Below are 12,677 nucleotides of genomic sequence, written 5' to 3'. Positions count from 1 at the left end.
CCGCACGGCGGTCCCCCGACACCGCGGTGGCGCGGCGCTCCCGTGCGCCCGCCGCCCGGATCCCTGCGAAGGAAGCAGCACGATGACTCCTGCTCTCCACGCGCCACCGAGGCCGAGCGACGCGTCGATGACCGCTTGGGCCCTGGCCGCGCGCGACGGCGACCACGACGCCGTCGACCACCTGGTGCGCGCCGTGCACCGGGACATCCGGCGGTACGTCGCGTACCTCGCCGACGACCCGCAGGCGGCCGACGACCTCACCCAGGACACGTTCCTGCGGGCGCTCGGCAGCCTCAGCCGCTTCGAGGGGCGCTCCTCCGTGCGCACCTGGATGCTGACCATCGCGCGGCGGGTGGTCGCCGACAGCATCAGGCGCGCCGCGGCCCGGCCGCGCCTCGCGGACCGGGAGGACTGGCAGCTCCTCGCGGAGCAGCGCCAGGACGGCCCGCTCACCCAGGTGGAAGACCTGGTCGTGCTGCGCGAACTGCTCGGCGCGCTCCCCGCGGAGCGGCGCAGGGCGTTCCTGCTCACACAGGTCCTCGGGCTGCCCTACGACGAGGCGGCCGCGGTGTGCGCCTGCCCTGTGGGCACGGTGCGCTCGCGCGTCGCCAGGGCGCGCAGCTGCCTCGCCGCCATGCTCGACGAGCCCGCGCCCCGTGCGCCGGGCGCGGAGGACCGGGGCGGCGGGCCCGCCACCCGGTGACGCCGTCGGCCACCGCCCCCCGGGCGGTGGCCGGTCGCGGTCGCGGCGGGGCTCAGGCGAGCACGGCCAGCATGACCGCCATGCCGAGCGCCATCACACCGTGGCAGGAGAGGTCGTAGGCACCGGACAGGACGCGGTCCCCCGCCCCACGGGCCCGGTCCGCGGTGTCCTCCCCCGCCCTACGGTCCCGGTCCGCGGTGTCCGCCGCCGTACGGGCCTGGCCCACGGCACAGTCCTCCGCCCCGCGGGCCCGGTCCGCGGTGTCCTCCCCCGCCGCGCGCTCCCTGCGGGGTGCGGCACGCGCCAGGTCGAAGCCCCTGGCGAGCCGGCGCAGCGCGAGGGCGAGGAAGGCCGCGGCGAGCACGGCGGCCACCGTGCCGTCCGTGCCGTGCAGCGTCATCGTGGCGGTGGCGCCCGGCGCGGACATGTCCATCCCGGGCATGTCCGCCATGGAGCCCGCGCCACCACCGGAGTGCGGCACGTCCCCTGCCGTCATCACGGCGAGCATCCAGGCCATGGCGCCCATCATCACGGCGTGCGGCAGGGCGTGCAGCAGGCCCCGGCCGAGGCCGGTCCGCCGGGCCCGTACCAGCGCGACGGCGGGGAACCACCCGCCGGCGAGCGCGAAGAACACGATTTGCGGCATGGCCGGAAGGCGCATGCCCCAGGGCCACGCCATCACCGCCATGGCCACCGCCATCACCGCGTGCAGGGCGTGCGCGACGCGTTCTGTGGTGTCCTGCCTCCGGCCGCCCGCCCGTACCGGGACGGCGGCGCGCCATCCGGCGTACCCGGCGACCGCGGCGAACACGAGCGTCAGCAGCCACCTCAGTCCGGCCGCCGCGATCACAGCGCGGCCCTCCGGCGCCGTACGGCGCCCACCGCCGCGTCGGCGACGAGGAACACCGCGAGCGGGATGCCGAACAGCGGCAGGTAGTACCCGAGTACGCACAGCGCGACGGCCGCGGGCGCGAGCACCCGGCCGGGCAGCCTGCGCCAGGCGCCCCTCGCGGGCGGCCTGGGGAGCCTTCGCCCCTCGCCTCTGGTGGGCCTGCGGCGCCACCACATCCGGTAGCCGAGCAGGACCATGGCGATCAGGCCCAGGGCGAGCAGGGCGAGGGCGATCTGGTTGGCGAGCCCGAACAGCAGGCCCATGTGCGCGTCGATGCCCCAGCGGGTCAGCTTGGCCAGGACGGGGTAGTCGGCGAAGCGCAGGTGCGCCGTGACGCGGCCGGTCACGGGGTCGACGGCGACGGAGTCCTGGGCCTCGGGCCACGACCGCTTGTTCTCCTTCACCTCGTACGCCACGCCCGGCCCCCCGGGCGGTGTGACGACGAGCGGTCCCGAGAGCCCGGCCCGGTGAGCCGCGGCGAGAGCGCCGTCGAGGCCCGCGTCCCGGGCTCCCGGCGCGCCGGGCGACGGTGCCCGGTGCGGCAGGGCCGTCGCCACCGAGGGCGTCGAGCCGTGCAGCGCGTCCTGGATCTTCCCGATGGAGGTGCCCGCGTGGAGCGACCAGGTCAGGCCGGTCGCGGAGAGCCCGAGCAGCCCCGCGGCCACCCACAGTCCCAGCGCGCCGTGCCAGGAGGCGGTACGGCCGCGGCCGGCGCCTGGCCGGGGCAGCAGGGTACGGCGCAGCCGCCGGGCGCGCCGGGGCGACCCGATCCACAGCACCAGGCCGCCGAGCACCTCAACCCAGAGCCAACTGGCTGCCAGTTCACTGTAGTTGCGACCGAATTCGCCGAGGTGGAGGGTGCGGTGGAGGCTGTCGAGCCAGGCGCGCACGGGCAGCCAGTCGCCGTAGGTGCGCAGGGTGCCGAGTACCTTCCCGGTGTGCGGGTCGACGAACGCGGTGGTGCTGTATCCGTCCGGCAGGCCGGGGACGCCGAATGCCACGCGGGTGCTCGCGGTAGGGGTGGCGGCCGGCTCCACGGACTGGAGTGTGCCGTGGGGCACCGCGCGCGCCGCCGCGCGCACCTGCTCGGCGACCGGCCGGCTCCCCGGTACCGGGCTGACCGTCAACTCGTGCCGGTACAGGACCTGTTCGAGTTGGGGAGTGGTGGTGTACGCGAGTCCCGTGACGGCGGCGACCAGCAGGAAGGGGCCGACGCACACCCCGGCGTAGAAGTGCAGGCGCAGCAGCAGCGGGCGCACCGCCTGCCAGAACCCCGGCCCGCCGCGCTCCGGGACAGGGGCGTCCGGCCCGGCGTCCGCGCATCCGGACGCGGGCCCGCCGGGGGCAGGGGCACGGCCGGCGTCCGGCGGGCCCGTTGTCGGTGGTGGTGCCTGAGCCGTCACCCCGAGCTCACTCGTCACGTTCCTCGGCCTTCCGTGAGGTGCGCCGGCTCTCTCACCGGCGTCCCCGAGGAAGTCGTGCGCGGGGCGGGCCCCGATCCCCGCGCCCCGGGTGAGGAACGCCATGGCGGGCGGCGGGAACCCCGTGGGGCCGCCGCCCCACTCGGAGGACGGCGGCCCCACGGGCGCCCCGCGCCCGGCGCGGTGTCACCTGGCGAGGGCCTTCGCGAGCAGCGGTACGACCTTGCTGAGCGCGTAGTCCATGGAGAGCACCGAGTCGGTGGCGAACGCCTGGCTGACGTTCTGGTCGTCCATGACGACGCTGTGGCCCGCCTTCACCGCGGGGAGCTCCCGGTAGAGCCGATCCCCGGTGATCTTGGAGGCCGGGACCCCGATGTGCGTCATCAGCAGGACGTCGGCGTCGAGCAGGTTGAGGTTCTCGCGGGAGACACTGACGGAGAAGGCGGCGCCCGCGCGCTTCTCGATGGCGGGGTTGTTGCGGAAGCCGAGGCGCTGGACGAAGTCGACCCGGTCCACGCCGCTGACGTACGCGCCGTACCCGGCGCCGCTGAGCGCGCCGACGGTGATGGTCCTGCCGTGGAACTCGGGGTGCGCGGCGGCCGCCTTGGCGAACTTCTCCTTGGCGGCGGCGACCAGTCGGGCGCCCTCGGCCTTGAGTCCGAGCGCGTCGGCGACCATCCGGGTCTGCACGTCCCAGGTGGTCTTGTACTGGTCGCCGCCCTTGGGGACGTCGACGGTGGGCGCGATCTTGCTGAGGTTGTCGTAGCGCTTCTGGTCGCCGCTCGACTTGGTGTCGAGGATCAAGTCGGGCCTGAGCGCCGCGATCTTCTCGTACTCGGGCTCCAAGGTGCCGATGATCTCGGGCTTCTTCTGATAGCGGCCCTTGGCCCAGGGGCCGACGCCGTCGCCGCCGAACGCGAGCCAGTCGCTGGCCCCGACCGGCTGGACGCCGAGGGCGAGCGCCGTCTCGGCGTCGCCCCAGCCGAGCGCCACCACGCGGGTGGGCTTCTGCTTGACGGTCACGTCACCGAACTTGGTGGGGATGGAGACGGGAAAGGCCGCGTCCCGCGCTCCGGCCGTGGACGGGGCACCCGCGGCGGCAGCGGAGCCGGAGCCGGAGCCGTCCGACGAACAGGCCGTCACCCCCGAGGCGAGCACCGCGGCCGTGGCCAGCGGGAGGACGAGGGATCTGAGGAGGGAGCGCCCACGGAAGCCCGCGGTGGGGCGCTGCACACGAGTGAACATGACTTTAGGTTAGCCTAACCTAATCTTTACGTGCCTCCGGGGCGCCGGGAGTACCGGAGTCCCTCGGGCGGACGCGGTGCCGGCCCACGGGCACGATCAGCGGCGTCCCCGACGCCGGGTCCTGCACCACGTGGCAGGGCATGCCGAACACCTCGGTCACCAGCTCCTCGGTGACGATCCGCGAGGGGGCGCCCTCCGCCACCACCGCGCCGTCCCGCATGGCGACCAGCCGGTCGGCGTAGCGGCAGGCGAGGTTCAGGTCGTGCAGGACCGCCACGATGGTCGTGCCCTCGTCCCGGTTCAGGTCCACCAGCAGGTCAAGGACGTCGAGTTGGTGGCGCACGTCGAGATAGGTCGTCGGCTCGTCCAGCAGCAGGATGCCGGTGCGCTGGCACAGCGCCATGGCGATCCAGGCGCGCTGGCGCTGGCCGCCGGAGAGCGCGTCGACCGGCCGCTGCGCCAGCTCGGAGACGCCGGTGGCCAGCAGGGCGTGGGCGACCGCGTCGTCGTCCCGCGCGCTCCAGCGGCGGAACCTGCCGTGGTGCGGGTAGCGGCCCCTGCCGACCAGGTCGGCGACGGTGATCCCGTCGGGCGCCGAGGGGCTCTGCGGCAGGATGCCGAGGGCCGCGGCCACCTCCCGGGTCGGCATCCCGTGGATGCTGCGCCCGTCGAGCAGGGCGGCGCCGGCGGACGGGGCGAGCAGCCGGGCGAGCGTCCGCAACAGGGTCGACTTGCCGCAGGCGTTGGGGCCGACGATCACGGTGAACGCGCCGGGCTCGACGTCGAGGTCGAGCCCGCTCACCACCTCGCGGCGGTCGTAGCCCACCGTGAGGCCGCGGGCCTGGAGGAGCGGGGTTGAGGTCATCGTGGTCCTTCTGCGTCCGGACGTCGTGGGAAGAGGGGGCGGCGCGTCGGCGGGCGGCCGTACGAGGGGCGCGTCAGCGACGGCCGCCGTACGAGGAGCGCGCCAGCAGCCAGAGCAGATACGGCGCGCCGATCAGGCTGGTCACCACGCCGACGGGGAACTGGCTCGACCACAGCAGGTGTTGCGCCGCGTAGTCCGCGCACAGCACCAGCAGGCCGCCGGTCAGCGCGGCGGGCAGCAGCGCGGCTCCCCCGCCCGGCACCAGCCGCCGCGCGACGGGCCCGGCGACGAAGGCCACGAAGGCGACCGGGCCCGCCGCGGCGGTCGCCACGCCCGCGAGCGCCACCGCGCAGGCCAGCAGGGCGGTGCGGGAGCGCTCCACGCCGACGCCGAGGCCGGCGGCGGTGTCGTCGCCGAGCCGCAGCGTCCCGAGGGGGCGGGCCACGAGCAGCATCAGCGGCAGCAGTACGGCGAGGGCGAGCAGCAACGGCCACAGCTGGTGGAGCGAGACGCCGTTGAGGCTTCCCGTGAGCCAGAGCAGCGCGTCCTGCGCCTCGGTGACCTGGGCGTTCGTCAGGAGGTACGAGGTGACGCTGGAGAGCCCCGCACCGATCCCGATGCCGATCAGCACGAGCCGGCTCCCGGTGACGCCGCCGCGACGCGCCAGCAGGTACATCGCCGCCGCGGTGGCCAGGGCTCCGGCGAGCGCCGCGGCCGAGAGGGCGAATCCGCCGGCCTTGAGGACGAGGGAGGCGAGGACGGCGGCGGTGCCGGCGCCCTGGCTCACCCCGATGACGTCGGGGCTGGCCAGCGGGTTGCGCAGCAGCGCCTGGAAGACCGCGCCCGCCATGCCGAGTGCGAGCCCCACGGCGAGGCCGGTGAGCGCCCTGGGCAGGCGCAGGTCGACCACCACGTAGCGGGTGGCGGTGTCGCCGCCGCCGGTGAGCGCGGACACCACGTCCCGCAGCGGCACCGCCATGTCGCCGTGGGCGAGCGCGAGGCAGAACACGGCGGCCGTGGCGACCGCGAGCGCGGCGCACACCAGGGCGGTGCGGGCCCGGCCGCGACGCCGCGCGCGCACCACCCGCCGCCGCACGGCCGCGAGCCGCTCCCCGTCCGCGCCGTACGGGATGTCAGGTGCGGCGTCCGCCGCGCCGGCCGCCGCGGCGTGGCCCCGGCCGCTCACAGCTCGACCGCCTTGCGGTAGCGCACCAGCAGGACGAACGGCACGGCGCCGATCGCCGCCGTCACGATGCCCGCCTGCACCTCGCCGGGGCGGGCCACCACCCGCCCCACCACGTCCGCCAGCAGGACGAGCACGGGCGCGAGGAGGGCGCTGTACGGCAGGATCCAGCGGTGGTCGGGGCCGGTGAACAGGCGCACCGCGTGCGGCACCACGAGGCCCACGAAGCCGAGGGGCCCGGCCACCACGGTGGCGGAGCCGCACAGCACCACCACGCACGCGGCGGCGCCGAGCCGGGCCGCGCCGACCCGCTGGCCGAGCCCCCTGGCGACGTCGTCGCCGAGAGCGAGGGCGTTGAGCCCGGGTCCGAGCAGCAGGGCGCAGGCGCCGCCGACGGCCACGAAGGGCAGAGCCTGCCAGAGCACGGGTGCCTCGCGGCCCGCGAGGGAGCCGACCTGCCAGAAGCGGTACTGCTCGAAGGTGTCGTTGTCGCCCAGCAGGAGCGAGGTGGTGAGCGCGGTGAGGGCGGAGCTGACCGCGGCGCCCGAGAGGGCGAGCTTGAGCGGCGTCGCCCCCTCGCGGCCCATCGCCCCCACCCCGTACACGAGGGCGGCGGCGAGGGCCGCGCCGAGGAAGCCGAACCAGATGTAGTGCGACGGTTCCGCGAGGCCGAGGACGCTGATCGCGAAGACCACGCTGACCGAGGCCCCCGCGTTCACCCCGAGCAGCCCGGGGTCGGCGAGGGGGTTGCGGGTCACGCCCTGCATGACCGTGCCCGCGAGGCCGAGCGCGGCGCCCGCGAGCAGCCCGGCGGCCGTGCGCGGCACGCGCACCTCGTGGACGACCAACTGCCCCCGGTCCAGGGCATCGGAGTGCAGCAGCGCATGCACCACGTCGGCCGCGCCGACGCTCCCGGAACCGACGAAGAGGCTCGCCCAGACGGCCATGGCGAGCAGCGCGGCCGCGAGCGGCAGCCCCGCGGCGAGGAGCCGCGCCCTGCCCCGGGGCACCGCGGGGCGCGGCGGCACGGGGGCGGGCGGGGCGGCGGGCAGCGCGTGGGGCATCGGCGGTCCCGTGTGCGTGTCGGGGCCGGGCCTTCCGTACGGAGACCCGACGCGGTGGGGGTAGATCAGGGTAGGCTAACCTAAAGTCGATCTGCCCCTGACGCCCACCCCGGAAGCGCCCGCCATGCCCCGTCCCCCGCGGTCCGCCACGGCCGCCGCTCCCCCACCGCGGGCACCGCACCATGTCGGGGCGCCGGCCCCCGTGCGCACGCCGCCGCCCGTGCCCGCCTGGACCGAGCTGCGCTCCGAGGAGGAGCTGACGGAGCTGCTGGGCGGCGAGCCGCACCCGGTCGTCATCGAGAAGGTGCGCCCCGACCTCACCGACGCCGACCTCGCGCTGCTCGCGGCCTCGCCGTTCTGCGTGGTGGCCACCTCCGACGACGAGGGCAACTGCGACACCTCGCCCCGCGGCGGCTCCCCCGGCTTCGTGCACGTCGTGGACCGCGGGAGGGTGGCGATACCGGACCGGCCGGGCAACCGGCGCGGCGACAGCTTCCGCAACATCCTGCGCAACCCGCACGTGGGCCTGCTCCATCTGGTGCCCGGCTCCAAGGAGATACTCCGGATCAACGGGCGCGCCCGCGTCCTCACCGACGCGCCGTTCTTCGACCTGATGGCCGTGAAGGGCCAACGCCCCTCCCTGGCGATGCTGGTGGAGATCGACGAGTCGTTCAGGCACTGCCCGCAGTCGCTGCGCCGCTCGGGCCTGTGGGATCCGCGCCCCTGACGGGGCCCGCCCCACGCCGTGCCCAATACCCCGCACAACGGCAACAGCGGCCGGCAGTGGAACGTCACGGACGACGTGCTCGCCCGGATCGACGTGCCGCTCGTGGTGTACGCGGTCGGCTTCCACGCGTTCGACGGACAGCGCTACGGCTTCGACGGGTTCCGCACCTCGCTCGCGCGGCTGGTGGAGCGCGCCGACTTCTTCGGGCTGCGCAGCCACGGCTCCATCGAGCAGGTACGCGCACTGCTGCCCGCCGCGCTGCGCGACAAGGCCCGCCAGCAGCCGTGCCCGACGACGGTGGCCCGGGCCCCAGGAGGAGCCGTGGAAGGTCACTCAGGCCAACGGCGCGGACATCGCGTCGGTGCTCCCGATCTCCCGCCGGCGCGCCGGCGCCCCGCGTGGGCCGACGCGCGTACGGCGGTACGGGCTCCGCGCGTACCCGCCCGTACCGCCGTACGCGCCGTACGCGTCCGCGCAGCGCCTGCTCACGCGCCGCCCCGGATCGAACACTTGACCATTTCGTTAGGATACCCAGGGCGATTCTTGAACGCGGAGCAGAGGGGCCAGCGATGAAGGGTGCGGCACGCACGCGAAAAACGGCACTGCCGGGGGTGGGGACGCGGTGTGATCTCGACACCGGGACCGGGCAGCACCTGTCCGTCGTCGTCCACCTCGACGGCCGCCGCACGGTCGGCTTCCACGACCCGGAGGACGAGGAGAGCTGCAAGGAGACGGTGACCCTCGCGCCGGACGAGGCGGCGGCGCTCGCGGAGGTGCTCGCCCCCGACTCGCTGCGCGCCGTGCGGCAGCAGGTGGAGATCGACCTGGTCACGGAGCGCATCCCGGTCTCCAAGAACTCCCCGTACGCGGGCCGCCCGCTCGGCGAGACCAAGGCGCGTACCCGCACGGGCGCGTCCATCGTCGCCGTGCTGCGCCGCACCGGCGCTTTCCCCTCCCCCACGCCCGACTTCCGCTTCGCCATCGGCGACGTGCTGGTGGTCGTCGGGACCCGGGAGGGCGTCAACGCCGTCGGCACACTCATCGCGGGAGGATAGGCGCGTGCAGGACACCTCGCTGCTCATAGAACTCGGAGCCATCGTCCTGGCGCTCGGCATCCTGGGCCGCTTCGCGGGCCGTATCGGATTCTCGCCGATCCCCCTCTACCTGCTGGCGGGCCTCGCCTTCGGCAAGGGCGGGCTGCTGCCGCTCGACGCCAGCGAGGACTTCGTGGCGACCGGCGCCGAGATCGGCGTCATCCTGCTCCTGCTGCTGCTCGGTCTTGAGTACAGCGCGTCGGAGCTGGTCAGCAGCCTCAAGACGCAGTACCCCTCGGGCGCCATCGACTTCGTCTTCAACGCGCTGCCCGGCGCGGCAGCCGCCCTCCTGCTCGGCTGGGGGCCCGTCGCCGCGGTCGCCCTCGCGGGGGTGACCTGGATCTCCTCGTCGGGCGTCATCGCGAAGGTGCTCGGCGACCTCGGGCGGCTCGGCAACCGCGAGACCCCCGTCATCCTCGGCGTCCTCGTGATGGAGGACCTGGCCATGGCGGTGTACCTGCCGATCCTCACGGCGCTGCTCTCCGGGGTGGGTCTCGCGGGCGGCAGCATCACGCTGCTCATCTCGCTGGGCACGGTCGGCGCCGTCCTCTATGTGGCGCTGCGCCACGGGCGGCTGATCAGCAGGGCCGTCTCCTCGGACAACGCCGAGATGCTGCTCCTCGTCGTGCTGGGCCTCGCCCTGCTCGTCGCGGGCATCGCGCAGCAGCTCCAGGTCTCCGCCGCGGTCGGCGCCTTCCTGGTGGGCATCGCCCTGTCGGGGGAGGTCGCGGAGGGTGCGAGCAGCCTGCTCACGCCGCTGCGCGACCTGTTCGCCGCGGTGTTCTTCGTGTTCTTCGGGCTGAGCACCAACCCGGCCGACATCCCGCCGGTGCTGCTGCCCGCCCTCCTGCTGGCCGCCGTGACGGCGCTGACGAAGGTGGCGACGGGGTATGTCGCGGCCCGCAGGGCGGGCATCAGGACGGCGGGCCGGTGGCGGGCGGGCGGCGCGCTGGTCGCCCGCGGCGAGTTCTCCATCGTCATCGCCGGGCTGGCCGTGGGCGTGGACCCGCGGATCGGCCCGCTGGCCACGGCGTACGTGCTGATCCTGGTGATCCTCGGCCCGCTGGGCGCCCGCTTCACCGAGCCGGTGGCCCGCCGCCTCACCGCCCGTGCGGCCCGCCGCACCCGGCGCGAGAACCGGGCGGAGGCCCCGGAGGACCCGCTGCCCGACACGCAGGTCTCGGGCCGCTCGTAGCGCCCCCCGCCGGCCGGCGCCGCCGGGCCGCCGGCCGCCGCATGGGACCGGGGGTACCAGGCACGTCGCCGGCCCGCGTTCCATGCTGGAGGGCATGAGGCGCACCGATCTCGATTCCCCGCACGACGCCCCGGACGCCCCTGGCCAGGCCCGCGCCGCCGCGCGGCCCCGCGGGGGCGGGGCGGACGCGGCCCCGGGCGACCGGGCGCTCGGCGACTTCCTGCGCGCGTTGCGCGGGCGGGCCGACCCGGCCCGGCTCGGCGTGTTCGACGACGGCAGGCCGCGCCGGGTCCCCGGCCTCCGCCGGGAGGAACTGGCGGAGCTCGCCCACGTCAGCGTCGACTACGTCGTACGGATCGAGCAGGGCCGCAAGCGGCGCGTGTCGCGCGCGGTGCTGACCGCCCTTGCGGACGCACTGGACCTGGACGGCGACGAGCGGCTGTACCTCTTCGCGGTCGCGGGCGCGGCGACCTCCCCGCCGGACGCCGCGCACCCGCAGGACACGCCGGACGACCGGGTGCCCGACAGCGTGCGGCGGCTGCTCGACGGCCTGACCGGGCTGCCCGCCCTCGTCCTCAACCGGCGCATGGACGTGCTGGCCTGGAACACGGCGGCCACCTGGCTGCTCGTGGATTTCGGCGCGCTGCCGAAGGAGGGCCGCAACCTGGTCAGGCTGGCGTTCCTCGACCCCGGCTACCAGGCCCTGTTCCGCGACGGCTGGGAGCCCATGGCGAGGGAGTCGGTGGCCGCGCTGCGCATGGAGGCGGGCCGGCGCCCCGAGGACGCCGCGCTCCAGGTCCTCGTCGGGGAGCTGAGCGTGCGCGACACGCGCTTCCGGGCCTGGTGGGCCGCCCAGTCGGTGAGCGCGCCCAAGCTCCGCCGCAAGACCTACCACCATCCGCTCGCGGGCCCCATGACGCTCGACGCCCAGGTCTACGCCGTCGAGGGCAGCCCCGGCCTCTCCCTGGTCGGCTACACCGCGCCTGCGGACTCCCCCTCCGAGGACGCCCTGCGCTTCCTCGCGCAGTGGAACACCGAGGGCCCGGAGCGCCGGGCCTGAGTCGCGTCGGACACGGGACCCGGGCCGCAATACAGGTGCCGCTCCCGGCGCCGGCCGCACCCCGCGGCACGCAACGCCCAGAACTCTCCGCGGCACCGCGCTGCCCGGGCGCGCCCGCCGAGGCACCCTCCACACAGGAAGTACGGCACAGTGACTGATCAGCGTTCCCAGAAGCGGCAGGACGACCGGAAGACCCGGCGGGAGTGGACCGTCCCCGACTGCACCGGCCGCACGGCGGTCGTGACCGGCGCGACCAGCGGCGTCGGGTTCGAGGTGGCGAAGCGGCTGGCCCGCGCGGGCGCCCGGGTCGTCCTCGCGGTGCGCAACCCGGACAAGGGCAGGGCCTCGCTCGACGCGATCCGCGCCGAGGTGCAGGGCGCAGCCGTGGAGCAGGAGCGGCTCGACGTCGCCTCGCTCGCGTCGGTGCGGGACTTCACGCGCCGGCTCGCCGAGGCCGGTGCCCCGGTGGACATCCTGGTCAACAACGCCGGGATCATGGACGTGCCGCGTCGCGAGGTGACGCCCGACGGCTTCGAACTCCAGCTGGCCACCAACTTCCTCGGACACTTCGCGCTGACGGCCGGGCTCCTCGACGCGCTGCGCGCCTCGTCCGGCGGCGGCCGGGTGGTGAACCTCGGAAGCCTCGCGGTCAACTTCCCGACCACCAGGCTGGACCTGGCGGACCTCCAACTCCAGCGCCGCTACTCGGGGATGCGGGCGTACGGGCAGTCGAAGCTGGCGGCGCTGCTCTTCGCGTTCGAGCTGGGCCGCAGGAGCGGGCGCGGGTCCTGGGGCGTCACCAGCACGGCCGCGCACCCCGGGTCCTGCACCACGAACCTCCAGGTGACGGGCAAGCGCTTCGGCGAGGACACCACGAAGCGCCCGGTCAACGCGACCACGCTGGTCATGCGGGTCCCGGGGCTGCACCAGGGAGCCGACCAGGGGGCCCTGCCGGTGCTGCGGGCCGCCACCGACCCCGGCGCCCGCTCGGGCGACTACTTCGGCCCTTCCCGCAACTTCGAGGCGGTCGGCGCACCCGGCCACGCCCGGGTCCCGCGCGCCGCGCGCGATCCGCGGCTCGCGGCCGGCCTGTGGGAGCGCGCCGTGGAGCTGACCGGCGCGCGGTGGCCGGGGGCGGGCGCCGCACAGGGGCCCGCACCCGAGTAATTGACCGAACGGTCCACAACAGCTACGTTATTGACTGCATGGTCAATAACGTAGCTGTTGT

At 75.2% G+C, this 12,677-nt stretch carries 12 protein-coding genes and 1 pseudogene; 7 read left to right on the top strand and 6 right to left on the bottom strand.

Annotated elements, in window-relative coordinates; genetic code table 11:
• Nucleotides 1–82: 82 nt before the first annotated feature.
• Entirely contained in the window at nt 83–703 is a 621-nt protein-coding gene (locus ABEA77_RS18000) for a sigma-70 family RNA polymerase sigma factor (RefSeq protein WP_345648216.1), read from the top strand.
• 52 nt (nt 704–755) lie between these two features.
• Here the strand turns inward: ABEA77_RS18000 and ABEA77_RS17995 are convergent, their stop codons facing one another.
• The 6 genes from ABEA77_RS17995 to ABEA77_RS17970 form a co-directional block, all read right to left on the bottom strand.
• Nucleotides 756–1,553, bottom strand: a complete 798-nt coding sequence (locus ABEA77_RS17995) for a DUF5134 domain-containing protein (protein ID WP_345648213.1) — start codon at nt 1,551–1,553, stop codon at nt 756–758.
• Nucleotides 1,550–3,016, bottom strand: a complete 1,467-nt coding sequence (locus tag ABEA77_RS17990; protein ID WP_345648210.1) for a PepSY-associated TM helix domain-containing protein — start codon at nt 3,014–3,016, stop codon at nt 1,550–1,552. The genes ABEA77_RS17995 and ABEA77_RS17990 overlap by 4 nt, the downstream gene beginning before the upstream one ends.
• Nucleotides 3,017–3,202: 186 nt before the next feature.
• Complete coding sequence (locus ABEA77_RS17985) at nt 3,203–4,261, bottom strand: iron-siderophore ABC transporter substrate-binding protein (RefSeq protein WP_345648208.1); 1,059 nt, start codon at nt 4,259–4,261, stop codon at nt 3,203–3,205.
• A gap of 19 nt (nt 4,262–4,280) precedes the next feature.
• Entirely contained in the window at nt 4,281–5,126 is an 846-nt protein-coding gene (locus ABEA77_RS17980; protein WP_345648205.1) for an ABC transporter ATP-binding protein, read from the bottom strand.
• A gap of 73 nt (nt 5,127–5,199) precedes the next feature.
• Nucleotides 5,200–6,258 carry a FecCD family ABC transporter permease gene (locus tag ABEA77_RS17975; RefSeq protein WP_345648326.1) on the bottom strand — a complete coding sequence of 353 codons (1,059 nt, stop codon included), beginning with the start codon at nt 6,256–6,258 and terminating at the stop codon, nt 5,200–5,202.
• Nucleotides 6,259–6,308: 50 nt separating this feature from the next.
• Nucleotides 6,309–7,373, bottom strand: a complete 1,065-nt coding sequence (locus ABEA77_RS17970) for a FecCD family ABC transporter permease (RefSeq protein ID WP_345648202.1) — start codon at nt 7,371–7,373, stop codon at nt 6,309–6,311.
• A 124-nt stretch (nt 7,374–7,497) separates the two neighbouring features.
• Between ABEA77_RS17970 and ABEA77_RS17965 the strand changes: the two genes are divergently transcribed.
• From ABEA77_RS17965 to ABEA77_RS17940, 6 genes and pseudogenes are all read left to right on the top strand, one after another.
• Nucleotides 7,498–8,100: an MSMEG_1061 family FMN-dependent PPOX-type flavoprotein gene (locus ABEA77_RS17965; protein WP_425588307.1), complete on the top strand. Its 603-nt coding sequence runs from the start codon at nt 7,498–7,500 to the stop codon at nt 8,098–8,100.
• Between the two features lie 18 nt (nt 8,101–8,118).
• Nucleotides 8,119–8,406 (top strand): annotated as a pseudogene (locus ABEA77_RS17960) (polysaccharide pyruvyl transferase family protein); the annotation flags it as partial.
• A 263-nt stretch (nt 8,407–8,669) separates the two neighbouring features.
• Complete coding sequence (locus ABEA77_RS17955) at nt 8,670–9,155, top strand: cation:proton antiporter regulatory subunit (protein ID WP_345648196.1); 486 nt, start codon at nt 8,670–8,672, stop codon at nt 9,153–9,155.
• A 4-nt stretch (nt 9,156–9,159) separates the two neighbouring features.
• Complete coding sequence (locus tag ABEA77_RS17950) at nt 9,160–10,389, top strand: cation:proton antiporter (RefSeq protein ID WP_345648193.1); 1,230 nt, start codon at nt 9,160–9,162, stop codon at nt 10,387–10,389.
• A gap of 94 nt (nt 10,390–10,483) precedes the next feature.
• Nucleotides 10,484–11,449, top strand: a complete 966-nt coding sequence (locus tag ABEA77_RS17945; protein ID WP_345648190.1) for a helix-turn-helix transcriptional regulator — start codon at nt 10,484–10,486, stop codon at nt 11,447–11,449.
• A gap of 150 nt (nt 11,450–11,599) precedes the next feature.
• The gene (locus ABEA77_RS17940) at nt 11,600–12,616 is read left to right on the top strand and encodes an SDR family oxidoreductase (protein WP_345648188.1); all 1,017 of its coding nucleotides are present in this window, start codon (nt 11,600–11,602) and stop codon (nt 12,614–12,616) included.
• Nucleotides 12,617–12,677: the final 61 nt, after the last annotated feature.

Origin of the sequence: Streptomyces tremellae (genome assembly GCF_039540215.1) — a bacterium.
GTDB classification, from domain to species: Bacteria; Actinomycetota; Actinomycetes; order Streptomycetales; family Streptomycetaceae; genus Streptomyces; species Streptomyces tremellae.
Note: the sequence above shows the minus strand (reverse complement) of the source record. Positions and strands in the feature narration are given on the sequence as shown.

Excerpts from the sequence above, each read along its gene's own strand:
- ABEA77_RS18000 (WP_345648216.1), top strand. The coding sequence starts at position 83 with ATGACTCCTGCTCTCCACGCGCCACCGAGGCCGAGCGACGCGTCGATG.
- ABEA77_RS17985 (WP_345648208.1), bottom strand. The coding sequence starts at position 4,261 with ATGTTCACTCGTGTGCAGCGCCCCACCGCGGGCTTCCGTGGGCGCTCC.
- ABEA77_RS17980 (WP_345648205.1), bottom strand. The coding sequence starts at position 5,126 with ATGACCTCAACCCCGCTCCTCCAGGCCCGCGGCCTCACGGTGGGCTAC.
- ABEA77_RS17970 (WP_345648202.1), bottom strand. The coding sequence starts at position 7,373 with ATGCCCCACGCGCTGCCCGCCGCCCCGCCCGCCCCCGTGCCGCCGCGC.
- ABEA77_RS17965 (WP_425588307.1), top strand. The coding sequence starts at position 7,498 with ATGCCCCGTCCCCCGCGGTCCGCCACGGCCGCCGCTCCCCCACCGCGG.
- ABEA77_RS17955 (WP_345648196.1), top strand. The coding sequence starts at position 8,670 with ATGAAGGGTGCGGCACGCACGCGAAAAACGGCACTGCCGGGGGTGGGG.
- ABEA77_RS17945 (WP_345648190.1), top strand. The coding sequence starts at position 10,484 with ATGAGGCGCACCGATCTCGATTCCCCGCACGACGCCCCGGACGCCCCT.